Raw genomic sequence first — 21223 nt, 5'->3', positions numbered from 1 at the left:
AGTTTGTAGCTATGAGGCCAGGGCCTGTTGCATTAGGTCCAGGACACCTTTCCAGTAGGCTTTCATCTTTTCGCCGGCCTGGGCGTCGGGGAGCTTGCTGTGCTGCACCGTCACCTGGCTCTTGCCGTCGCCTTTGGGATAGAAGTTGATGTCGATGCTGGACTTGTCCTGTTTCCAGGCCATGTGCAGGTACTTCTGCGGGGTGGCTGACCGGACGGTGACGGACGCGGGGTCCAGCCATTGCTGTCTAATATCATCGGTTGTCCAGGAATGAAAAAGCATATCAAGGGCGATGGGAACGGTCTTGCTGGCGCTGACCTGGAAACCCGAAGTTGTCTGGTGCTTCTGGCGCATTCCGCGCTCTTGCTCATAGAGGACGGTAATCATCTGGGACCACCAGCCGCTGATGTCCGGGTGGGTCTCGGCCAGGCGGCGGGCGATGTCTTTGTGGGGCATCTTTCGCGCGCCGAAGCCGTCCATGACGGCGAACCACTGGGCGGCGGTCTTGCCGGTGGCCTTCTTGACGGCGTCGTCAGAAATGGGCCTGCTCTTCTTGTCCTGCGTTGGCTGCCTAGTCATCTAAAAATCGAGTCCCTAGTTATATGTGGCGGAGGGAGTGGGATTCGAACCCACGGTCCCGACAAGTCAGGACAGTAGTTTTCAAGACTACCCCGATCGTCCGCTCCGGCATCCCTCCACAACCCTTGTAGATTATATCCTAAGGGCCCGCGCCACGCCCTCAATGGCGAGACCTGGCGGAGCCAATCCGATTCTCGTTGACACGTATATAGGCCTTTGCTAGAATCTCAAACGCATCTAGGACTGAAATCCTGGATAGCGTAAACCCGTCGTTGACGCAATGGCGGGCATAATCGGTTCTTAAGGAGTCTCCCCATGGAAGCCAAAGCCGCAGCCCCAGTTATTGCCCGAGGCCTTAGAGGCGTTTACTTCGACACCAGCGCCGCCAGCTTCATCGACGGCCAGGTGGGTAAACTTCTCTATCGCGGTTACAGCATCCACGACCTGGCCGAGAAGTCTACTTTTGAGGAAGTTGTCTACCTTCTCCTATATGGAAGCCTCCCCAAGCGGGACGACTTAGCCAGACTGGACAAGGACCTGAAGGCGGCGCGCCCTATCCCTGCCGAGCTGCTTCAGCTTATCAGCCTTGTTAAAAAGGCCCACCCCATGGATGTGCTGCGGACGGCCGTGTCCGCCCTGTCGGCCTTCGATCCGGAGGTGAACGACAACTCCAAGGATGCCACTCTACGGAAGGGCATCCGCCTAACCTCCCAGGCGGCGGCGATAGTGGCGGCGCACCATCGCATTCGCCACGGCCAGGAGCCCGTGAAGCCGGACAAGGATCTGAACCACGCCGGCAACTTCCTTTATATGCTCACGGGCAAGAAGCCCACCGATGACGAGAAGAAGCTTATGGACGTGGACTTTATTCTCCACGCCGAACACGGCTCCAACGCCTCGGCCTTCGCGGCCCGGGTCACCGCTTCCACCCTATCGGACCTGCACTCCGCCGTGGTTACGGGCATCGGCACGCTAAAGGGGCCGCTCCACGGCGGGGCCGCGGAATCGGTGATGAAGATGTCGCAAGAGATCGGCAGCGCGGAGAACGCCCAGGCCTATGCCCGCAAGACCATTGAGGGCAGAGGCCGCATCATGGGCTTCGGGCACCGCGTCTACCGGGCGGAAGATCCCAGGGCGCGGCACTTGCGGGAGCGGTCCCAGAAGCTGGGCGAGCAGAAGGGCCAGCCCCACTGGTTCCAGATTCTTACCAAGCTGGAAGAGGCGATGAAGCCGTATCAGTCGAAGGGTATTTACGTCAACGTCGATTTTTACGCCGGCTCCATCTACCACCTGCTGGGCATCCCCGAGGACCTGTTCATCCCTATCTTTGCCCTGGGACGTGTACCAGGCTGGACGCTGCAGTGTATGGAGCAGTACGACAACAACATTCTCATCCGGCCCCTCACCGAATACACTGGCCCTATGGACGTGGCCTACGTGCCAATTCAACAGCGGAGTTAAGCCAAGTTAGACAAGCGTTTAAGGGGGCCGTACGGCCCCCTTTTAATTTGGGGAGCGTTGTGACAGTTGGACTTTCGGCATACGAAGAGGTAAAGCGTCGAATCAAGGCAAAAGGCGCGATAACCTTTGCCGAGTTTATGGAAGCGGCCCTCTACTGGCCTAACGGCGGCTACTATACCTCCGGCGACCCCACCGGGGCCAAGGGAGATTTTTACACCTCGCCGGGGGCACACCCAGCCTTTGGAGCGCTGTTGGCGGCGCAGGCGTGGCAGATGTGGGGACTGATGGGCAGGACTGGCAACTTTTGGGTGTTGGAGCAGGGAGCGGGTGACGGTCTCCTCTGCCACGATTTCATGAGCTATGCGGCGCAACTGCCCGACGGGTTCCTGGACGCCCTACGCTATCTGTGTATCGACAGGCGCGGCCAGGCAGGAGCGGAGGGGGCGTTGCCGCGCGAGTTGAGCAGCAGGGTGCAGCGGGTGTCGGCTTCTGAGCTTTCTGCGCAAGGTGTGGAGGGCGTTGTGCTCTCCAATGAACTGCTGGACGCTATGCCGGTGCATCGGGTGACGGCTAGCGGCGGCAGGTTGTATGAGGTCTACGTCACGCTCAGGGGAGGGGAGCCAGCGGAGACGCTGGACGAGCCATCAACGGTAGGGTTGGAGGAGCGGCTGGACCGACTGGGGGTGAAGCTGACGGAGGGACAGACGGCGGAGATTAACCTGGGGTTGGAGAAGTGGCTGGGAGAGGTGTTCTCAGCTTTGAAGCGGGGGTATGTTGTCACAGTTGACTACGGGTATCAGGCCAGGGAGTTGTACTCCATCGAGCGGAAGCGGGGTACGCTGACGACGTTTTATAAACACGCCCAGATAGACAATCCTTATGTGCACATCGGGCAGCAGGATATGACGTCGCATGTGGACTTCACGTCGGTGGTGGAGATGGGACGAGGGGCGGGGCTGACGCCGGTGGCGCTGCTGCCGCAGGCGCGATTTCTAGCAAACCTTGGTCTGCGGCAGATGATAGCTAAGTTGCCGTCGATGGGGTTAGAGCAGAGGGTTAGGGACGCCAACCGGATGGGAATGCTGGAGCTGGCGAGAGCGGGCGGCCTGGGGGACTTCAAGGTGCTGATTCAGTGCAAGGATGCGCCCAAAGGACCGCTGTGGGGCGTGGAGGGCGGCGAGGAGGCGGCGAGGCTGGTGGAGTCGCTGCCTGTACCGCTGCGGACGGCGCACCACGTGCCGCTGATGGAGGGGCGGTGGGGATTGGGCTAGGGCTGGCCGCTGTTTAGCCCCAGGTCGCGGGCCACGGGCTTGAGGGCGTCGATGACGAACTGGACGTGCTGATTCAACTCCAGGCCCATCTCCTCAGCGCCTTTGGTGATGTCCTCGCGCTTGACGTCGGCGGCGAATTTTTTGTCCTTCATCTTTTTGCGAACGCTGTCGGGCGTCACGTCGTCGAGGCTTTTGCTGGGGCGGACCAGGGCTACAGCGCGGACGAAGCCTGAAAGCTCGTCGACGGCGAAGAGGGTCTTTTCCATCCGCGACTCGCGGGGAATGCCGGTGTGGTCACCGTGGGTGAGGACGGCGCGGACGATCTCCTCGGGATAGCCAGCCTTTCGCAGGAGCTCGGCGCCGTACATGGGGTGGGACTCGGGCGTCGGAGCGATTTCCCAGTCGAAGTCGTGGACAAGGCCGGCGACGCCCCACTTCTCCTCGTCCTGGCCGAACTTCCGGGCATAAGCGCGCATAGCGGCTTCAACGCCGAGCAAATGGCGCATAAGGACATCGGTCTTGACGTGCTGCTGAAGGAATTGGATGGTGCTGGCGCGGTCCATGTTACACCTCCTGCTGCTGGATGGGCTGGGCGCCGCCGGGCCTGGGGTGGCACTTGCGGGCGGTGGTGATGAAGCCGGTGTGGCCTACCATTCGATGGGTGGGCCTCATGCTGTTGTGGCTGACGTGCCAGGGCCGCAACATAACCTCGATGGTCTCGACGAGCTGGAATTCGGGGTGGGCGCTGATGGCCTCGACGAGGCGGTGGACCTGGATGGTGGTGGGGAGGAAGGCCAGGAAGATGCCGCCGGGGGTGAGGTTGTGGAGAGCGTGGGGGACGACGTGCCATGGCTCGGGCACGTCCAGCACCAGCCGGTCGATGTCCCGCTCATCGAAGCCCTGGTAGATGTCGCCATCTTTAAGGGTTAGGGGGGCGTCGGAAGGGAGCAGGGGACGGATGTTGTTGAGGGCCTTGGCGGCCTGGCCTTCGCGCAACTCGTAGGACGTGACGTGGCCGGCGGGGCCGGTGGAGCGGAGGAGGGCCAGGGTGAGGGCGCCGGAGCCAAAGCCAGCCTCGACGACTCGCGCACCCGGGAAGATGTCGGCCAGCATGAGGATGGCGCCGACGTCCTTGGGGTAGATAACCTGGGTGACGCGCTCCATCTGCAGGATGTAATCAGACAGGGTAGGCTTAAGGGCCAGGAGGCGGTGACCATTGGTGGTCTGGTGCCAGGAACCCTGGGGCTGGCCGATGATGTTAGAGTGCTTTAGATAACCCAGGTGGGTGTGAAAGACGCCGTCGCTTTTAAGGGTGAGGAGGTACCGGCGATTCTTGCGGTCGATGAGCAGGGCCAAATCGCCCTCGCGGAAGAGGCTTCGATGGGACGCCTCGCCGAGGACGGTGGCTAACGCCTGCATGATGGTGTCTTTTTCCGACAAGTCCTTGTTCCAGAGGAGTTTTGGCCCTCATTATATAAGTATTGGCTGCGTGAGGTGTTTGGGATGGGACTACTCAGCTTTAATGGCGGCGAGGACCTCTTCGGCGTGGCCTTCCGCCTTGACCTTGGGCCAGACTTTGGCGATTTTACCCTTCTCATCGATGAGAAAGGTCTTGCGTATCATGCCGATGGTCTTGCGGCCCATGAAGACTTTTTCGCCCCAGGCGCCATAGGCGTTGGCGGCGGTCTTTTCGGTGTCGGCCAGGAGAGGGAAGTTGAGGTTGTATTTCTGGGTGAACTTCTGATGGGAGGCGACGTTCTGGGCACTCACGCCGAGGACCTGGACGCCCAGCTTACCGAGTTCAATGTTGGCGTCGCGGAAGCCGCAGGCCTCCTTGGTGCAGCCGGGGGTATCATCTTTGGGGTAAAAGTAGAGGACGACCTTTTTGCCTGCCAGGCCCTTGAGGGAGATGGTCTTGCCGTTGGAGGCGGGGAGAGAGAAGTCCGGGGCCTTGTCGCCGACTTTGGGCTCTGGCATGGGAATGCTCCTTGAATACGTTGCGATGGAGGCAAGTCTAGGAAGGGAGGTTAAGGGTGTCAACTGCGATTTCGCTCGCCCGCCGAGGCCGGGCAAAGGCTGCTACAATCGGCGCGCGGCATCACCTGACTGCATTGACGAATTTCGTACTTACCGATAGTATTCTTTGCCGCAGCCTATTTTAATCGCATAGGGCCCTTGGAAGGGAAACCTGCTTTAGAAGGTGCGTTAAATCATGGACCTAATCTGGGTAGTTCCAGGCGCCAGCGCCCTGGCCGTCCTCTTCTCGATATGGCTGGCCAAAGACGTGCTGCGCCGAGATACCGGCACGCCTGCCATGCAGGAGGTGGCCGGGATGATTTTCGAGGGGGCCATGGCCTTCCTCAAGCGCCAGTACCGCACCATAGGCCTCTTGGCGCTGGCGATGAGCTTAATCATTGCCGTGGTGGTCGGCCTTCTGGGGGAGGTATCCGCCGAGAGCGCCGACGTCAGCCAGTTCGAGCTTGGCCTGCTGACAGGCGTCGCGTTTATAGTTGGCGCGCTGTGTTCAGGCCTGGCGGGTTTCATTGGCATGTATATATCAGTCAAGGCCAACCTGCGGACAGCCTCGGCGGCGCAGCGCAGCTTCAGCGAGGCCCTGACGGTGGCCCTGCGGGGCGGGGCGGTGTCGGGGTTCCTGGTGGTGGCGCTGAGCCTCATCGGCGTGGCGGCGATTTACTACATCTACGGGGGCGCGGACAAGCCTGAGCAGACGCCCTTCTTAATCGTGGGCTTTGGCTTCGGGGCCAGCTTCGTGGCCCTGTTCGCGCAGCTTGGCGGCGGCATCTACACCAAGGCCGCCGATGTAGGCTCCGACCTGGTGGGGAAGGTGGAGGCTGGGATTCCCGAGGACGACCCCCGAAATGCCGCCGTGGTGGCGGACCTGGTGGGCGACAACGTGGGCGACTGCGCGGGCCGCGGCGCCGACCTCTTCGAGTCCACCGCAGCCGAAAACATCGGCGCGATGATTTTAGGTGTGGCGGTCTTCCTCGCCACCGGGAACGAGGAGTGGATACTGTTCCCGCTGGTGGTGCGGGCCTTCGGGCTTATCGCCTGCATAGCCGGCGTTATGTTCGTCCGGCCCAAGGAGAACGAGGATCCCATGGCCGCCTTAAACCGCGGCTACTATGTGGTGGCCTTGCTCTCGGCGGGCTTTCTAGCGCTGGTTACGTACGTCATGCTGGACGAATGGCTGTGGTTCTTCGCGTCGGGTATGGTGGGCATCGCGGTCAGCATTGCGTTCATCTACATAACTCAGTACTACACGGCGGGAAGCTGGCGTCCGGTTAAGGACATCGCCGAGTCCTCCAAGACCGGCCCCGCCACCAACTTCATATCGGGCATCGCCGTAGGCCTGGAGACCACATTCAGCACGGCAGTGGTCATCGGCATCGGCCTCTTCTCGGCCTACTGGCTGGGAGAGGAGAGCGGCGTAGACCACGGCGGAGTCTACGGCACGGCCGTAGCCACCATGGCTATGCTGATGAGCGCGGCCTATGTGCTGGCCATGGACACCTTTGGCCCCATAACGGACAACGCCGGCGGCATCACTCAGATGTCAGGCTCGTCAGAGAAGACGCGGGAGATTACGGACCGGCTGGACACGGCCGGCAACACCACCAAGGCGCTGACTAAAGGCTACGCCATGGGGTCCGCGGCCCTGGCGGCCTTCCTCCTATTTCAGGCCTTCCTCGACGAGGTCGCTAAGGCTGGTGAGGTCATAGAGTCGGTCAACCTGGCCGAGGTGGAGGTTTTCATCGCCGCCCTATTGGGTGTGATGCTGGTCTTCCTGTTCAGCTCCCTGGCCATAAAAGCTGTCGGAAGAGCGGCCAGCTCTATCATCGAAGAAGTGCGCCGCCAGTTCCGGGAACGGCCGGGCATCATGGCCGGCACTGAGCGTCCCGACTTTGCCCGCTGCGTGGATATAACCACCATAGCGGCCTTAAGGCAGATGGTAGTCCCGGGGCTGCTGGCGGTGGGCGCGCCCATTGTCGTGGGCCTGATCTTTAGGGCTGAGGGCGCGGCAGGATTCTTAATGGCCGGCACCATCGGCGGGATAATTCTGGCGACGGTCTTTAACAACGCCGGCGGCTCCTGGGACAACGCCAAGAAGTACATCGAGGCCGGCAACCTGAAGGAAGGCGATGAGGTCATGGGCAAGGGCAGCGACGCCCATAAGGCCGCCGTCGCGGGAGATACGGTCGGCGATCCTTTGAAGGATACGGCCGGGCCTTCCCTCCACGTGCTGGTGAAGCTCCTAGCCACCGTCACTTTGGTGATGGCGCCGCTGTTCGTATAGACGATTCTTCAAAAGCAGCCAAGGGCCCTCCAACAATTAGAGGGCCCTTGGCTTTTCCCGCGACCCTAGACCAAGAAGCCGCCCATAATTTCTTGCGCTGCCAGGCGATTAAAAGTGGCCTATACTAATGCCTCATAGTCCTTGAACTTTGCCAGCCAATTGGAGTCTCCTATTAGGAGCTTAAAGTTGCATAGGCGGGGCTAAATCAGAATATGAACTGTGTGAAATGGGTCTGGTGTCTTCGCTGCCAGCGCTGCTTCGAGGTGTCGCTCAGCCGGGAGCCCAGAGAAGCCCGCGGTCGATTAGAGTCAACCTTCGTGTTTCTTTCGGACTTTGAAAAGCAGTTCCGCAAGGGAACGGGCAGCCAGGCCGCCGTTCGGTGCCAGTACGACAAGTGCGATGGGGATATGATGAGCTTCTGGTGGTGGGAAGACTATCTGGAACGCCACCCTGAAGCGCCCAAAACGCCAACCTCCAACACTGTGTACCAGCTCTACAAAACAGCGCGCGTTTAATGTGGGGGCTGGCCTGTATTAGGCTAAGCCTGGTCTTCTAGAGTCGTAGGCCTCGCTCCTCCAGGGCAAAGGTTACGGCCACGGCGGCGGCCTTGGCCCGGTCCTTACGCTCCTTCAGGCGGTCATCCATGACAGCCTCCAGGAAGTCCAACGTGTAGCCGCCCGATAAAAACTCGGGATGCTTCAGCACGGCCAGCAGTAGAGGTATGTTGGTCTGGATTCCCCCTATTCGGAAGGACTCCAGGCCCTGAACAAGCCTTTGAATGGCTTGTTGACGCGTGCCACCCTTGGCAATGAGCTTGGCTACCAGGGGGTCGTAGCTTGGCGTAACCTTGTAGCCCGAGAATACGGCGCTTTCCAGACGCAGCCCTTCGCCGGCGGGCTCGGAGACATCCGTGACCTCGCCAACCGATAGGGTGCCTAGGTAGGGGTCCTCGGCGAACACCCGCGCCTCGATGGCATGGCACCGCGGCGTCACCTGGTCTTGGGACAGCTTCAGAGGCTCGCCGGCGGCTGCGCGGAGTTGCATTTCCACCAGATCAACGCCGGTTATCTCCTCGGTTATAGGGTGCTCCACCTGAAGGCGGCAGTTGACTTCCATGAAATAGTGCCGGCCCTGGGGGTCCACTAGGAATTCCACCGTTCCCGCGTTTACATAGCCGACATGCCGCATAAGGCTCACGGCGTCGCTGACGATGCGATGCTTCAGGGCGCTGTCCAGCCTGGGCGACGGGGCCTCTTCGATGACTTTTTGGTGCCGTCGCTGCACCGAGCAGTCGCGCTCGTTGAGGTGCAGGACAGATCCATGGCCGTCGCCAAAAATTTGAACCTCCACGTGGGCTGCCGGATGGATGTATCTTTCCATGTGGACGGAGGCTTTGCCGTAGAGTCCTGTGGCAGTGCGCAGGCTCTGGTCGAAGGCGGACAACAGGTTGTCGGGGGTGCGCACTACCCGCATGCCGTAGCCCCCGCCGCCGCTGGTGACCTTGATAATCAGGGGGAAGCCCACATGCTCAGCCATCTCCATGGCTTTTCGAGGGTCGTCGAAGCTCTGGGTGGCGGTGATGGTGTTGACGCCGGCCCGGACGGCCTCCAGGCGGGCCTGGACCTTGTTCGACACGCGCCGCATGACCTCCGGCGGCGGGCCGATGAAGACCAGTCCAACCTTCCGGCAGGCCTCGGCGAACTCCGGGCTTTCCGAGAGAAACCCATAACCCGGGTGCACAGCTTCGGCGCCGCTGCGCTGGGCGACGTCCAGCAGCGCCGGTATATTCAGGTAGCTCTGGGACGAGGAGGCCGACTTAAGGCGATACGACTCGTCGGCGTCACGGGAGTGGGGGTGGCCGGCGTCGGCGCCGGAGTAGACGGCTACGGTGGAGACGCCCAGCCGCCGGCACGTGCGGGCGATGCGCCGCGCGACTTCGCCGCGATTGGCTATCAGGACTTTGGAGAACACAAAGACGGGTCCTGCCAGATTTTTGAGACGGAATGGTCTCTCATCACGAAGAAATATTATATATCAGGAGCCGCGTTATATTACCGGGGCGTCCTTGGAGAGAAATTACACACAAAATGTCCTGGTTAATCAATGAAGACCAGCGGCTGGATTGGTATTCTATATGCCGCGCGACAAATGTTCCTTTTCATGGCGAGGCTCTAAGAGAGGCAGACCATGCCCGCAGCCAAGATGGTCCTCAGCATAGATAAACACGACGCGAAGTTCTGGCTGGCGGCCCCGTACAAGGGCGATCAGCACATTGTGGTGTCCAATGGCCGGGGTCAGGCCGGGACTAGAGTCTACGCGGCGGGGCCGGCCAAGGACGAGGCAGACCTTTTAGTCGATAACTACTACCTGCCGATAACGCTTATGGCCTTTGAAGGTTTTGTATCTTACGCCGAGGCCCTGAGGGCTATAGGATATGATTTAGGTAAATAGAAAAGGGCTCCGATCTATCGGAGCCCTTTTCTCGTCTATTTACAAAACGCGGTTACTTGATCTTGTCGAGCTCGGCCAGGATGTCCGTGGGGTTGGGCTGGGTGCCCGGAGCGTACTCCTGGCGGAACCGCACGACGCCCTGCTTATCTACGATGATGACGGAGCGTTTGGGGGCGCCGTTGCTTTCGTTGAACAGGCCATAGGCCTTGACCATAGCGCCGTGGGGATGGAAGTCCGACAGCATGGGGTATCGAATATTGCCCAGCGCGTTGGACCAGGCGCGGTGGGAGTTGTGGCTGTCGCAGCTTACGCCCAAGACCTGGGCGCCTTTCTCCTCGAACTTGGCGTTAGCCTGGTTGAACGAGGAGACCTGGTTAGTTCAACCACCTGTGAAGTCGAAGACGTGGAAGGAGAGGACTACATTTTTCTGGCCTTTGAACTGGCTAAGAGAGACTTTCTCCCCTGACTGGTTGGTGAGGGTGAAGTCTGGAGCGGGTTTGCCGACTTCTGCGGGCATACGGGGTTCCTCCTTTTTGATGACTAGGGACGTGGGGCTACTTCTTCTTGTAAATCTCTGGCGGGCCGCCTTCCAGGTACTTAGTCTTCTGCTGGCCGTCGGGGCAGGGAAAGAAGGCCAGGGTGCGGGCGGCGCCGGGGCCGGCGCCGTTGAAGCCGTGGGGCACGCCCTTGGGTATGACCATAGTCTGGTTGGCCTCAACGACTTTCTTCTCGTCGCCGATGCGGCCGTTTAGGCGGCCTTCGATGACGCAGATAAATTCGTCGACGTCATGGGTGTGGAGGGGCGCGCCGGCGCCGGGGTCAATGAGGCTGTAGTGGAGGGTGGCGTCGCGGCCGTCGTCCATGCCGGCGACGGCGAAGACGCGGTAGTTGGGGCGCCAGGGCAGCTCCCTGGCGCTTCGATTATCTACTACCGACATGCTCGGGCCTGCGCCATCGCAGATCGGGCTGGCGGGCGGCGCGGGCCTCGTCCAGCCGCCGCACCGGCGTGGTGTGCGGCGCGTGCTTCACCATATCGGGGTCGTCGCTGGTTTCCTTGGCTATCGTCCGCATAACCTCGATAAACCGGTCTAGCGTCTCTTTGCTTTCGGTCTCAGTCGGCTCGATAAGCAGGTCTTCCTCGACGGTCAGGGGGAAATACATGGTGGGGGCGTGGATGCCGTAGTCGAGGAGACGCTTGGAGACGTCCAGGGCCTTAACGCCCTTTTCCTCCTTCTGCTTCACCGCCGACAGGATAACCTCGTGCATGCACGGGCGGTCAAAGGGCAGGTGGTAGTAGTCGCGGAGGTTGGCGAGGATGTAGTTGGCGTTGAGGACGGCGTTCTCGCTGGCCTGCTTGAGGCCGGCGTTGCCCAGGGTGCGTATGTAGGTGTAGGCGCGGACTAGGACGCCGAAGTTGCCGTGGAAAGCCGCGACTTTTCCGATGCTCTTGGACGGGCGTATAAGCTGGTAATGCTCCTTGCCGCCGACGGCGTGCTGCTCGACGATGGGTGCGGGGAGGTAGGGCCGGAGGATGGACTTTACGCACACAGGTCCCGCGCCAGGGCCGCCGCCGCCGTGGGGGGTGCTGAAGGTCTTGTGAAGGTTGATGTGCATGACATCGAAGCCCAGCTGGCCGAGCTTCACCTGACCTAGGAGGGCGTTCATGTTGGCGCCGTCGGCATAGACCAGGCCGCCGGCGTTGTGGATGATGTTGCATATCTGGGCAATGTTGCGGTCGAAGAGACCGAGGGTGCTGGGGAGGGTGATCATCATGCCCGCGAGGTCGCTGGTGGCCTCTTTTTTGAGGGCGGCCAGGTCGGTGTTGCCGTCGCGGTCAGTGGGTATGGAGACGACGTCGAAACCGGCCATGGCGGCGGAGGCGGGGTTGGTGCCGTGGGCGCTGTCGGGAATGAGCATCTTGAGGCGCTTACCGCTGCTGTGCTCCTGATGGTACTTGCGCATCATAAGAACGCCGGATAACTCGCCCTGAGCGCCGGCCAGGGGAGCCAGGCTGGCGGCGTTCATGCCAGACACTTCCACCAGGTAGTTTTGCAATCGAAACATCAGCTTAAGGGCGCCCTGGATCTGGTCATCGGGCTGGTTGGGGTGGATGGCTCCAAAGCCCGCCGAGAAGGCCATCTCGTCGTTGATTTTGGGGTTGTACTTCATGGTGCAGCTGCCCAGGGGGTAGAAGTTGGTGTCAATGGAGAAGTTGAGCTGGCTGAGGGTGGTGAAGTATCGCACTACCTCGGGCTCGGAGATCTCCGGCAGGTCGACTTCCGACCTGAGCATCGACGCGTGGGGCAGCTCCTGGGGCGGGACGTCGGAGTGGGGAAGGACGGCGCCCACGCGGCCTGGGGAGCTGCGCTCCATGAGAAGCTTGCGGCGGTGTTCGATTAGAGAGGTCATTTGCTGAACTCCGATAGGGTGGCGGCCAGGGCGTCTATCTCCTGGCGGCTGTTCATTTCAGTGACGCAGAGGAGCATTCTGTTGGGGACCTGCCGGCTGATATCCAGCCCGCCGATGATGCCCTTTTCCAGCAAGCGCTGGTTGATTTTGGCGGGCGGCTGGGGGCACTGCACCACGAACTCTTTGAAGAAAACGCCCTTTATGGGCAGGGAATAGCCCTTAATGTGGCTAATCTTTGATGCCGCGTAGTGGGACTTTTGGTAGCAAAGCTCGGCTACCTGCCGCAGGCCCTGTTTACCCAGCGCAGCCATGGTGATGGTAGTGGCCAGGGCCAGGAGAAACTGGCTGGTGCAAATGTTGCTGGTGGCGCGCTCGCGGCGGATGTGCTGCTCGCGGGTCTGTAGGGTGAGAACGTAGCCCGTCTTGCCCTCGGCGTCCACCGTCTTGCCGACAATGCGTCCCGGCATCTGGCGTATGTACTGCTGCCGCGTGGCGAAGATGCCCACGTAGGGGCCGCCGTAGCTGAGGGGCACGCCCAGGCTTTGCCCCTCAGCGGTGACAATGTCCGCGCCCAGGTCGCCGGGGGACTTGAACATGCCGGCGGCCACAGGGTCGGCGGAGACGACCAGCAGCGCGCCCTTTTCCTGGGTAAGGCGCTTGTAGGCCGCCAGGTCTTCCATGTACCCGTAGAAATTGGGGTACTGGGTGAGTAGGCAGGCCGCGGTGTCGGGAAGTTTGATGTTGCTGGTCGAGACGGTCTTGACGTTCAAGCCCTGGGGCAGGGCGTAGGTCTCGACAACCTCGCGATATGAAGGGTTCACGGTGTCGAGGATATAGATATCGCCTCTGTCAGTGACGCGGCAGGCCATGAGGGCGGCCTCCGCCAGGCTGGAGGCGCCTTCGTACATGCCGTCGTTGGCTACTTCCATGCCCATGAGGCTGCAAATCATGGTCTGGAACTCGTAGGCCACCTGGAGGGTGCCCTGGCTCACCTCCGCCTGGTAGGGGGTGTAGGAGGTGAGGAACTCGCCTCGAGTAATGAGGGGCTTGACGATGCTAGGGGTGAAGTGGTTGTAAGCGCCGGCGCCCAGGAAGCAGACGTTGGACTGGATATCTTTGTTGAGACGGCCCAAGGCAGACATTTCAGCCTTTAGCTCAAGCTCAGACATGGGCGCGGGAATGTCCAAAGGCGGGTTGCGGTGCTCTTTGGGTATGTCTGCGAAGAGGTCCTGGACGCTGGAGACGCCGACGGCGCGGAGCATCTCCTGCCGGTCTTTGGGTGTGTTGGGGATATAGTGGGACTGGAAGGGGTGAGAATTGTGCTGTGCCAAGATTAGTGGGCCTCGGTCTTTAAAAAGGTATCATACTGGGCGGCGGTCATGAGCTTCTGCAAGTCGGCGTTGGCGTTGGCGGCCTTGATTTTGACCAGCCAGCCCTTTTCAAAGGGGTCCTGGTTGACGGTCTCGGGCTTTTCCGACACGGCCTTGTTGACCTCCACCACCTCGCCGCCGACGGGGGTGTAGATATCCGACACGGCCTTGACAGACTCGACCTCGCCCAGCTTCTTGAACTGCTCGATCTTGGCGCCGACCTTGGGCAGGTCGATGTAAACTATGTCGCCGAGCTGGTCCTGGGCGAAGTGGGTGATGCCCACGACAACCAGGCCCTTGGCGTCGGTCTTAGCCCATTCATGCTCTTTTGAATACTTGCGGTCGGAAGGATTCATCAGTCTTTTTTCCTTGTGTAGAAAGGTAGAGGAGTGACAGTGGCATCGGAGAGGCGTCCCCGTATATCTATCTGAATCTTGCTGCCGGGGGCTGAAAATTCGTGGGAAACATAGCCCATAGCTATATTCCTGTCAAGGGTAGGGGAGTAACCGCCGCTGGTGATGTGCCCCGCGTCTTTTCCATTAACTTTGACCAAATAGTTGTGGCGTGGGATTTGAGGGCCTTCCGGGAAGAGGCCCACCAGCTTTCGTTTGACGCCCTGGGCTTGCTGCTGCCGAAGGATGCCCGCGCCGACGAACTCCTTGTCCAGCTTTACGAAGCGTTCCAGGCCAGCTTCGAGAGGTGTGGTAGTGAGGTCGATGTCGTTGCCGTGGAGGGGGAGGGCGGCCTCCAGGCGGAGGACGTCGCGGGAGCCGAGGCCGCAGGCGGCCATGCCTTTGTCCATGAGGGTTTTCCACAGGCCGGGGCCGTCGGCGGCGTCCACAATGACCTCGTAGCCGTCCTCGCCAGTGTAGCCGGTGCGGCCGATGTAGGCCTTCTTGCCGTTGACCCTGGCGTCGGCGCCGGAAAAGTAGCGCATGGCTGAGGGCTTGTCGGGGCTGAGGGTGTCCATGAGGGCGGCGGTGGCCGGCCCCTGGACGGCGATCATGACGGTTTTGGTGGTAACGTCGTCGATGGTGGTCTGAGAGAACTTCTGCTTACGCCATCGGTCAACCCAGGCCAGGACGGCGGGACGGTTGGAGGCGTTGCAGACTAGCAGATAGCGGTCCGGGGCGAGGCGGTAGGTCACGGTGTCGTCGATGATGCCGCCCTTCTCGTCGCAGACCAGGGAGTAGCGGGCGCGGGTCTCCTTAAGGCTGCCGATGCTGCCGGTCTGTATCCAGTCCAGGAGGTCGGTGGCATGAGGGCCGGAGATGTAGACGCGGCCCATGTGGGAAACGTCAAAGAGGCCGCCTTTGGTGCGGACGGCCCTGGCCTCCTCCAGAATGCTGCCGTATTGCACCGGCATCTCCCAGCCGGCGAAGGGCACCATTCGCGCTTTGAGGCCCACGTGAGTTTGGTAGAGGGCGGTGCGTTGGAGGGTCTGAGTGGACATGGGACTCTCTTTAAAAGGGATGAAGGGATGGTAGGGAGTGACGGATGGGGCTGTCAAGCCGAGGGCCGGCGTCTAGGTCAGGGCGACAGCAATGCTCCACAGGTTTAGGCCTACCAGCGTGAGGGCGATGAGCAGGGCTAAAAACCGTGCGTCCAGCCTCTTGGCGAGACGAGCGCCCAAGGGGCTGGTTATCAGCGCCCCGACTACCAGGGCGGCAGGCAGGACGATGTCGATTTTAGACATCTGGGGGAGCAAAGTGAAAGCGACGGCCAGGGCGACGAAGAACTCCACGAAGTTCACCGTGCCGACGACATAGCGTGGGTGGCCCTTTTTTATCAGGAGCAGGGACGAAGTGGTGAAGGGGCCAAAGGCTCCGCTTAAGCCGTTCATCACTCCTCCAACCAGCCCCACAGCAGACACTCCGAGGGTCTTGGGCAATCGCGGCACGGCGAAGGGAACCGGCAAACGGGCTGAGAGGGGTATGGGAGCGTCAGGACTGCCGCCTGCGACGGCGGGGACTTGGATATTTTTGCTCAAGGCGCGTCGGAGTATCAGCAGACCCATGAGCAGCAGCAGGAAAGGGACTGTGATTCTAATGGCGCCCTTGGGAGCGTAAGCGACCAGCAGGGCCGCCGCCACGGCGCCCACCACCGCCGGCAGCAGCAGTGGCCATATCCAGTCCCTTCGTACGTTACCGGCGTGCCAGTGAGAGAGTCCCGAGACAAGGCCGCTGCCGATTTTCGCGATGCTGATAGTGGCTACAACCGTCACCGGCGAAACGCCGCCCGCCAGCAGGAGGGTGCTGGAGAGGGCGCCGAAGCCCATGCCTGCCACAACATCTAGAAACTGCCCCGCCGCGCCAGCGGCGGCCACAAGAAGCCAGAGCCATAAGTCCATCGGAGCACCTCAAGGATTGATGGAGAGTACGAATGTTTACCGAGGGCGACGCGCGCCCCTGAAGCAACTCAGCCTATCGACAGTGGACGGGCTGCGCCGTGGACTCCATCGGCTCCAAGCGGACCAGGCCAAGACTTGCCATGTTGTGAAGGGACTCGTAAACGCTGCGCCGCATCAAATGGCTGTTAACGCCCAGCTCCGAGGACAGGGGCCCCGCAGCGCTGTGTTCTCTGGAAACGGCCTCCGCGATTTCCGAGGCCGGCCTGCCGTCGGCTAGCTGTAGGAGCTGGCGGGTCCAGGGGTTGGGAACGCCGGCAGCCTCCACGTTGCTGAATACCCTGTAGCGGCCCTCACGGCGCCGTTCCGGCCTAACAGCTTTTTCTCTAAGAAACCTTTGAATCCATCCCATTTCTATACCTCAAATGCATGTATTGAGTAAGAAGCGAGGTTAGAGAGGGACGGGCGTTGGGCTATGAAGGCAATGAGCTAGGACTAAGAGGAAGGGTGGAAGCTGGCTAAACCCTAAAAGTAGGCGTCAAAAAGCCCCTTTCCGAGACGAACGGAAAGGGGCGAAGGTTGCTTCCGAAAGTTGGAGAGCCCGCCCCTCTAGAGGCGGGTACAGAGATGAAACAGGTCGTCTTCTGAGCGAGAAAACATTGCGTTAGATGATATGCGCCAGAAGGCGCCTTCGTCAATAGCCACGGCGCCTTACAACCAGAAGCATTGCGCGGCGAGGGCGAGTAAAGTATAAATGCGTCCATAAAGAAGAGTGATTGATTTATGAGAAGAAGACTTTTCTCCCTGGAAGAGGCCCGCCAGACCCTACCTTGGCTGGAAACTAAGTTCCATGAGATGGACCCAATTATCGAGAAGCTGTCGAAGACTGAGGAACATTCGGAGCTGCTGAAGCGCAAGACTCGGGGAAACGGCCACCACAACATCGACACCGAGATGGCGGAGATCAGGCGGGAGGAAGAAGAGCTGAGGAGCCAGGCCGCCAAGGTCGTCGAGGAGATAAATGACAGGGGAATCATTGTCAGGGATATCAGGATGGGGCTGGTGGACTTCCCATCCATGAGCGGCCAGCGGGAGATTTTCCTATGCTGGGTGCGTGGCGAGAAAAGTATCGACTGGTGGCACGGCACCAACGAGGGTTATAGCTCGCGAAAGCCCCTTTAGCCGCGCTGCTGTATAAATCGTCGCCAGTGCTGGTAGATTAGTGGTATGGACTCCATAAAGGCATTGATCAAGAAGCACGCCCGTGAGGCGGGATTTGACCTGGTGGGCGTGGCGTCGGCGGAGGCCTTCGACGAGCATAAGGCCGTGACGCTGGAGCGCATTCGGCGGGGCCTGATGGACGGCCTGCCCTGGTTTACCGAGGCGCGGGTGTCCCGGGGCGCAGACCCACAAGTGTTGCTGCCTGGCGCGAAGTCGATTATATCGCTGGGCCTCAGCTACCACCTGCCGGAGCGGCCTGAAGCCGAGACAACGTCTGGACGGGTCGCGCGTTACGCCTGGGGTGACGACTACCATCAGGTGATGAAGGCCCGCATGAAGTCCTATGTGGAGGGGCTGTCACGGCGGCTGGGCAGGGAGGTGCGGGCGAGGTGGTATGTGGACGACGGGCCTATGCTGGATAGGGCAGCAGCTCATCGGGCGGGCATAGGATGGTTCGGCAAAAACACCAACATCCTCAGCCCCAGCCACGGCTCGTGGATATTCTTGGGGCAGGTAGTAACAGACCTGGAATTGGAGCCGGATGCGCCGTCGAAGAAGACCTGCGGCGAGTGCGTGCGCTGCATCGTCGCGTGCCCCACGGGGGCTATCGTCGCGCCTTACGTCCTGGACAACAAACGGTGCATATCCCATCTGACCATCGAAAACCGAGGGCCCATACCGCTGGAACTCAGGCCGCTGATGGGCGACTGGGTCTTCGGCTGCGACATCTGCCAGGACGTCTGTCCGGTGAACGTTAAGGCCGAATACTCGAAAGAGAAAGCGTTCCAGAAGAAGCGGTTTACGACACTGGAATTGACCGAGTTATTAGAAATGACGGAGGAGGAGTTCCGCCTGAGATTTGCCAACAGCCCCATCAAGCGGGCAAAGCTGTGGGGCCTGAAGCGCAACGCCTGCGTCGCCCTGGGCAACAACGGCGGCGACGGGTCAGCGGTGCCGGCGCTGGCGAAGGCGCTGCGTGATGAGCATCCCATCGTCAGGGGACATGCGGCGTGGGCGCTGGGGAGGCTGGGTGGGGAGGAGGAGCTGAAGGGCCGGCTGGGAGAGGAGGACGATGAGGATGTGAGGGAGGAGATTCGGAGGGCGCTGGGAGTGGGGGAAGGCTAGTCGTACATGCGACGGCCTGCGGCAATCTTGGCCACGGCCCGCTTAATACGCCGCAGTCGAGTTTCCGGCTGCTTGGCCGATTCGATCCATGAAATATATTCTTTCTTAAAAGCATGGGTACGCTTTTCAAACTCCGCAAGGGCCTGAGGGTTCTCGCGGAGGAAGTCCAGGAGATCCGACGGGACATCAAGCTCATTGTTAGCGATAGCCGCCTCCATGCTAACGGTCATCAGGGCGCCCACGCTCACGCCCGCTTGCTTTTGCTGGGTTTTGTTGATGTGCATGAAGTGGGTGCCGTCGCCCATGGGAAAGATGGAGGACTCGTAAGGCACGCTGTTAATCAGGCCGGTTACAGAGATGCGCCCTTTGCTGCCTAAGACCATCTCGGCGTCGAAGGGGACTCGGATGCCGGCCCAGGCGCCGCTGTCGTGGTCGGACTCCAGCCTGGCTTCAAACGTCTGCACTGGCGATGGTGGTCTTAGTAGAGAAACTACTTCTTGACCGGCAGCGCCAGGCTGGGGTAGGTCTCCCACACGGGCAGGAAGGTGATGCCGAACCGCTCTTTGAAGTTGATGAAATGGGTAAGCTTGTGGGTGCCGCCTTGCTTCCGGACGCGCTTTTGCTCCTCAGTGGTCTCAATGGAGCTGAGGATAATGAACTCGCACTCAGGCGGGCGGACGGCGAGGCGGTTGGGGGAGTGCCAGGTGCCGATGTTGAGCATGACGCCCTTGGTTCCGTCCATATAAAAGGCGCGGAACTTGTCGGGGTCGGGGGCGGAGGCGGGGTCCTTGATGTCGGTGGCTGGGGCGACGACGAAGACCATGGGACTGCCGTTGACCGGGATAAAGCTCTGGGTGACCTCAGTATGCCGCTCGACGAAATCGATGCTCCAGACGGGCTGGAAGTCGACGCGCATATACTGGACTTCCGTGACGCCTTTACACTCGTAGTCGACTTTCCAAGAGAGAGTGGAGCCGCCGCGGGCCTCGAAGTTGGGGGTGGTATTTTTTCTACCCAAGACCTGGCCGAAGGGGGAAAAGGCTTCGTCGGTCAGAGGCTCTATTTTGATCTGGCGCACCGATACCATAGTCATATCTCCTGACAAAATTGGTCTTAACCGCCCTAAGGCTCCGCGGCCTTCTTTTTGAGCTTCTTGCTGATGTCATACTTAAGGTCGCGTATGAAAAAGCCGAGGCCCGTTAGAAAAGTGGCCAACAGCACTACAACGCTGGGCACCAATGCTATCACGAAGACGTATAGGAGGATCCATCCGATGCTTTGAAAGGCGTCCATTGTACCCCTATGACCCGATTCTACACCCTTACTACGAAGCAGGTAAAGGTTTGGTTGCAACTGGATAGTAGCTGTTAACATTTCTTCAATTGATAAAACTTTCCGTCATCTTTAGGGCTGTCAGTGCTGTTTGCTGTCGCACCGCTCCCCGGTCACCAGTAAAGTTGTGCGCCTGACAGTCGTCTTTGCTATCTTTCGAAGAAAGGGCGACAAAGCAGAGGCCCACGGGCTTCTGCGCCGTGCCGCCGCCAGGGCCTGCGACGCCCGTTTCCGCCAGGCCGATGTCAGTGCCAAAGACTTCACGCACCCGCCGCGCCATATCCAGCGCCGATTCTCGACTGACGGAGCCATGTTCGTCCAGGGCAGCGGCGTCCATCTTGAGGACATTTAACTTGGCCTGCCGAGAATATGGCGCGATGCCTCCAAGGAAGAATTTTGAGCTGCCCGGGACGCTGGTGAGCAGGTAGCCCGTGAGGCCGCAGCCCGTAGCCTCGGCGACGGCGATGGTCAGGCCTTGCTGGGTCAGCAGGCGGGCCACACGCTGGGCGGCGTCTTGAAGGTCGCGTTCCGATGGCATGGGCTGGAAGATATACCCGCCGCGGCGGCAACGCAATAGGGCGTCCCGCCGCGGCGGGACGCCCTATATGACTAGCTGTGGAAGTTAAGCCTTGGCCGCCACCTTTAGCGGCTTGGTATGGATGCCGCACTCGCCGCCGCACTTGCTGGTGCCGATCCATCGACCGGCGCGCTCGTTGGGGCCGGTGGCTATGGAGGTGCAGGGGGCGCAGCCTAGCGAGCGATAGCCCAGCTCATACAGCGGGTTTACCTTCACCTGGTGCAGCGCCAGGTACTGCCACACCTCGCGCTCATGCCACAGAAGAATGGGGTTGAGCTTGACCAGGCCCGGGTCTAGCTCTTCGATCTCGCGGAAGTTGGTGCGGGTGCGGCCCTCGGTGCAGCGCAGGCCGGTAACCCAGCATTCGACGTTCATCTGCTCAATGGCCCAGCGAGTAGGCAGGACCTTGAGGTTGTAGCAGCACTGGTCGGGGTCGGAGGCGTAGAGGCGGTCGGGCTGAGGGGTGTCGTTTTTAAAGACCCGCACCTCGGGATGCTGCGCCACCAGGTCGTTCATGAACTGTACGGTCTCTTTGGGTTTATATCGGGTGGTGACAACAAAGCCGCCAATTTTGGGGCTGACGCGCTTGGCCAGGTGCCAGACGACCAGGGAGTCTTTGCCCAGGCTGTTGGCTACCACCATGCGGTCGCCGTACTTTTCATAGGTCTCGGCGATGAGGTTTAGGGAGCGGTCCACTTTTTGAGCGAAGTGGAGGCCGTCGACTAGTTCATGGATCTGTTCGGGGGTCAAATCGGTCTGCATGAG

25 protein-coding genes and 1 tRNA gene are annotated in these 21223 nt (G+C 60.6%); 7 read left to right on the top strand and 19 right to left on the bottom strand.

What is annotated here, in order from left to right:
- Positions 1–9 precede the first annotated feature (9 nt).
- Positions 10–579 (bottom strand): hypothetical protein, encoded by a 570-nt coding sequence (locus tag FJ320_01935; protein MBM3924741.1) that lies wholly within the window; start codon positions 577–579, stop codon positions 10–12.
- Positions 580–605: 26 nt separating this feature from the next.
- A tRNA-Ser gene (locus FJ320_01930) sits at positions 606–697 on the bottom strand.
- 197 nt (positions 698–894) lie between these two features.
- Here FJ320_01930 and FJ320_01925 point away from each other — a divergent pair.
- Both FJ320_01925 and FJ320_01920 read left to right on the top strand, forming a co-directional pair.
- Positions 895–2040: a citrate (Si)-synthase gene (locus FJ320_01925; protein ID MBM3924740.1), complete on the top strand. Its 1146-nt coding sequence runs from the start codon at positions 895–897 to the stop codon at positions 2038–2040.
- A gap of 59 nt (positions 2041–2099) precedes the next feature.
- Positions 2100–3311: an SAM-dependent methyltransferase gene (locus FJ320_01920; protein ID MBM3924739.1), complete on the top strand. Its 1212-nt coding sequence runs from the start codon at positions 2100–2102 to the stop codon at positions 3309–3311.
- Here the strand turns inward: FJ320_01920 and FJ320_01915 are convergent.
- The 3 genes from FJ320_01915 to FJ320_01905 all read right to left on the bottom strand — a co-directional run bounded on the left by FJ320_01915 (position 3308) and on the right by FJ320_01905 (position 5288).
- Positions 3308–3874 (bottom strand): HDIG domain-containing protein, encoded by a 567-nt coding sequence (locus tag FJ320_01915; GenBank protein ID MBM3924738.1) that lies wholly within the window; start codon positions 3872–3874, stop codon positions 3308–3310. The genes FJ320_01920 and FJ320_01915 overlap by 4 nt on opposite strands.
- 1 nt (position 3875) lies before the next feature.
- Positions 3876–4751, bottom strand: coding sequence for a tRNA (adenine-N1)-methyltransferase (locus tag FJ320_01910; protein ID MBM3924737.1), 876 nt, complete (start codon positions 4749–4751; stop codon positions 3876–3878).
- Between the two features lie 69 nt (positions 4752–4820).
- Entirely contained in the window at positions 4821–5288 is a 468-nt protein-coding gene (locus tag FJ320_01905) for a thioredoxin-dependent thiol peroxidase (protein MBM3924736.1), read from the bottom strand.
- Positions 5289–5523: 235 nt separating this feature from the next.
- On the opposite strand from FJ320_01905, the gene FJ320_01900 reads away from it, so the two are divergent.
- Positions 5524–7626, top strand: coding sequence for a sodium-translocating pyrophosphatase (locus FJ320_01900; GenBank protein ID MBM3924735.1), 2103 nt, complete (start codon positions 5524–5526; stop codon positions 7624–7626).
- Between the two features lie 221 nt (positions 7627–7847).
- A complete protein-coding gene (locus FJ320_01895) occupies positions 7848–8141 on the top strand; it encodes a hypothetical protein (protein ID MBM3924734.1) in 294 nt (97 codons plus the stop codon).
- Positions 8142–8178: 37 nt separating this feature from the next.
- Here the strand turns inward: FJ320_01895 and FJ320_01890 are convergent, their stop codons facing one another.
- Positions 8179–9597: an ATP-grasp domain-containing protein gene (locus tag FJ320_01890; GenBank protein MBM3924733.1), complete on the bottom strand. Its 1419-nt coding sequence runs from the start codon at positions 9595–9597 to the stop codon at positions 8179–8181.
- Between the two features lie 216 nt (positions 9598–9813).
- Between FJ320_01890 and FJ320_01885 the strand changes: the two genes are divergently transcribed.
- Complete coding sequence (locus FJ320_01885; protein MBM3924732.1) at positions 9814–10077, top strand: hypothetical protein; 264 nt, start codon at positions 9814–9816, stop codon at positions 10075–10077.
- Positions 10078–10129: 52 nt separating this feature from the next.
- On the opposite strand, the gene FJ320_01880 is transcribed toward FJ320_01885, so the two are convergent.
- The 9 genes from FJ320_01880 to FJ320_01840 form a co-directional block, all read right to left on the bottom strand.
- Positions 10130–10393 carry a redoxin domain-containing protein gene (locus FJ320_01880; GenBank protein ID MBM3924731.1) on the bottom strand — a complete coding sequence of 88 codons (264 nt, stop codon included), beginning with the start codon at positions 10391–10393 and terminating at the stop codon, positions 10130–10132.
- 63 nt (positions 10394–10456) lie between these two features.
- Complete coding sequence (locus FJ320_01875) at positions 10457–10594, bottom strand: redoxin domain-containing protein (GenBank protein ID MBM3924730.1); 138 nt, start codon at positions 10592–10594, stop codon at positions 10457–10459.
- Positions 10595–10631: 37 nt separating this feature from the next.
- Positions 10632–11015 (bottom strand): cupin domain-containing protein, encoded by a 384-nt coding sequence (locus FJ320_01870; GenBank protein ID MBM3924729.1) that lies wholly within the window; start codon positions 11013–11015, stop codon positions 10632–10634.
- Positions 10999–12486 carry a glycine dehydrogenase subunit 2 gene (locus tag FJ320_01865; protein MBM3924728.1) on the bottom strand — a complete coding sequence of 496 codons (1488 nt, stop codon included), beginning with the start codon at positions 12484–12486 and terminating at the stop codon, positions 10999–11001. The genes FJ320_01870 and FJ320_01865 overlap by 17 nt, the downstream gene beginning before the upstream one ends.
- Positions 12483–13748, bottom strand: a complete 1266-nt coding sequence (locus FJ320_01860; protein ID MBM3924727.1) for an aminomethyl-transferring glycine dehydrogenase subunit GcvPA — start codon at positions 13746–13748, stop codon at positions 12483–12485. The genes FJ320_01865 and FJ320_01860 overlap by 4 nt, the downstream gene beginning before the upstream one ends.
- 71 nt (positions 13749–13819) lie before the next feature.
- On the bottom strand, positions 13820–14215 hold the full coding sequence (gcvH, locus tag FJ320_01855; protein MBM3924726.1) for a glycine cleavage system protein GcvH: 396 nt from the start codon (positions 14213–14215) through the stop codon (positions 13820–13822).
- On the bottom strand, positions 14212–15309 hold the full coding sequence (gcvT, locus tag FJ320_01850) for a glycine cleavage system aminomethyltransferase GcvT (GenBank protein MBM3924725.1): 1098 nt from the start codon (positions 15307–15309) through the stop codon (positions 14212–14214). Before gcvT ends, gcvH begins: the two co-directional genes overlap by 4 nt.
- Before the next feature lie 72 nt (positions 15310–15381).
- Positions 15382–16206: a sulfite exporter TauE/SafE family protein gene (locus tag FJ320_01845; GenBank protein MBM3924724.1), complete on the bottom strand. Its 825-nt coding sequence runs from the start codon at positions 16204–16206 to the stop codon at positions 15382–15384.
- Between the two features lie 73 nt (positions 16207–16279).
- Positions 16280–16615 (bottom strand): hypothetical protein, encoded by a 336-nt coding sequence (locus FJ320_01840; GenBank protein MBM3924723.1) that lies wholly within the window; start codon positions 16613–16615, stop codon positions 16280–16282.
- 371 nt (positions 16616–16986) lie between these two features.
- Here FJ320_01840 and FJ320_01835 point away from each other — a divergent pair, with 371 nt between their 5' ends.
- Both FJ320_01835 and queG read left to right on the top strand, forming a co-directional pair.
- The gene (locus tag FJ320_01835) at positions 16987–17385 is read left to right on the top strand and encodes a DUF2203 family protein (GenBank protein MBM3924722.1); all 399 of its coding nucleotides are present in this window, start codon (positions 16987–16989) and stop codon (positions 17383–17385) included.
- 45 nt (positions 17386–17430) lie between these two features.
- The gene (gene queG / locus FJ320_01830) at positions 17431–18549 is read left to right on the top strand and encodes a tRNA epoxyqueuosine(34) reductase QueG (GenBank protein ID MBM3924721.1); all 1119 of its coding nucleotides are present in this window, start codon (positions 17431–17433) and stop codon (positions 18547–18549) included.
- Here the strand turns inward: queG and FJ320_01825 are convergent.
- The 4 genes from FJ320_01825 to FJ320_01810 form a co-directional block, all read right to left on the bottom strand.
- Positions 18546–19082 (bottom strand): DUF1905 domain-containing protein, encoded by a 537-nt coding sequence (locus FJ320_01825; GenBank protein ID MBM3924720.1) that lies wholly within the window; start codon positions 19080–19082, stop codon positions 18546–18548. The two genes, queG and FJ320_01825, sit on opposite strands and share 4 nt — an antisense overlap.
- A complete protein-coding gene (locus FJ320_01820; GenBank protein ID MBM3924719.1) occupies positions 19040–19642 on the bottom strand; it encodes a hypothetical protein in 603 nt (200 codons plus the stop codon). The genes FJ320_01825 and FJ320_01820 overlap by 43 nt, the downstream gene beginning before the upstream one ends.
- A gap of 285 nt (positions 19643–19927) precedes the next feature.
- Entirely contained in the window at positions 19928–20455 is a 528-nt protein-coding gene (locus FJ320_01815; protein MBM3924718.1) for a CinA family protein, read from the bottom strand.
- A 48-nt stretch (positions 20456–20503) separates the two neighbouring features.
- Complete coding sequence (locus FJ320_01810) at positions 20504–21220, bottom strand: phosphoadenylyl-sulfate reductase (GenBank protein MBM3924717.1); 717 nt, start codon at positions 21218–21220, stop codon at positions 20504–20506.
- Positions 21221–21223 lie beyond the last annotated feature (3 nt).

Source organism: SAR202 cluster bacterium (assembly GCA_016872285.1).
GTDB lineage: Bacteria > Chloroflexota > Dehalococcoidia > Lucifugimonadales.
Note: the sequence above shows the minus strand (reverse complement) of the source record. Positions and strands in the feature narration are given on the sequence as shown.

Coding starts and splice junctions, on each gene's coding strand:
- FJ320_01935 (MBM3924741.1), bottom strand. CDS start 579: ATGACTAGGCAGCCAACGCAGGACAAGAAGAGCAGGCCCATTTCTGAC.
- FJ320_01925 (MBM3924740.1), top strand. CDS start 895: ATGGAAGCCAAAGCCGCAGCCCCAGTTATTGCCCGAGGCCTTAGAGGC.
- FJ320_01915 (MBM3924738.1), bottom strand. CDS start 3,874: ATGGACCGCGCCAGCACCATCCAATTCCTTCAGCAGCACGTCAAGACC.
- FJ320_01905 (MBM3924736.1), bottom strand. CDS start 5,288: ATGCCAGAGCCCAAAGTCGGCGACAAGGCCCCGGACTTCTCTCTCCCC.
- FJ320_01900 (MBM3924735.1), top strand. CDS start 5,524: ATGGACCTAATCTGGGTAGTTCCAGGCGCCAGCGCCCTGGCCGTCCTC.
- FJ320_01885 (MBM3924732.1), top strand. CDS start 9,814: ATGCCCGCAGCCAAGATGGTCCTCAGCATAGATAAACACGACGCGAAG.
- FJ320_01875 (MBM3924730.1), bottom strand. CDS start 10,594: ATGCCCGCAGAAGTCGGCAAACCCGCTCCAGACTTCACCCTCACCAAC.
- FJ320_01870 (MBM3924729.1), bottom strand. CDS start 11,015: ATGTCGGTAGTAGATAATCGAAGCGCCAGGGAGCTGCCCTGGCGCCCC.
- FJ320_01865 (MBM3924728.1), bottom strand. CDS start 12,486: ATGACCTCTCTAATCGAACACCGCCGCAAGCTTCTCATGGAGCGCAGC.
- FJ320_01860 (MBM3924727.1), bottom strand. CDS start 13,748: ATGCTCCGCGCCGTCGGCGTCTCCAGCGTCCAGGACCTCTTCGCAGAC.
- gcvT (MBM3924725.1), bottom strand. CDS start 15,309: ATGTCCACTCAGACCCTCCAACGCACCGCCCTCTACCAAACTCACGTG.
- FJ320_01845 (MBM3924724.1), bottom strand. CDS start 16,206: ATGGACTTATGGCTCTGGCTTCTTGTGGCCGCCGCTGGCGCGGCGGGG.
- FJ320_01840 (MBM3924723.1), bottom strand. CDS start 16,615: ATGGGATGGATTCAAAGGTTTCTTAGAGAAAAAGCTGTTAGGCCGGAA.
- FJ320_01835 (MBM3924722.1), top strand. CDS start 16,987: ATGAGAAGAAGACTTTTCTCCCTGGAAGAGGCCCGCCAGACCCTACCT.
- queG (MBM3924721.1), top strand. CDS start 17,431: ATGGACTCCATAAAGGCATTGATCAAGAAGCACGCCCGTGAGGCGGGA.
- FJ320_01820 (MBM3924719.1), bottom strand. CDS start 19,642: ATGACTATGGTATCGGTGCGCCAGATCAAAATAGAGCCTCTGACCGAC.
- FJ320_01810 (MBM3924717.1), bottom strand. CDS start 21,220: ATGCAGACCGATTTGACCCCCGAACAGATCCATGAACTAGTCGACGGC.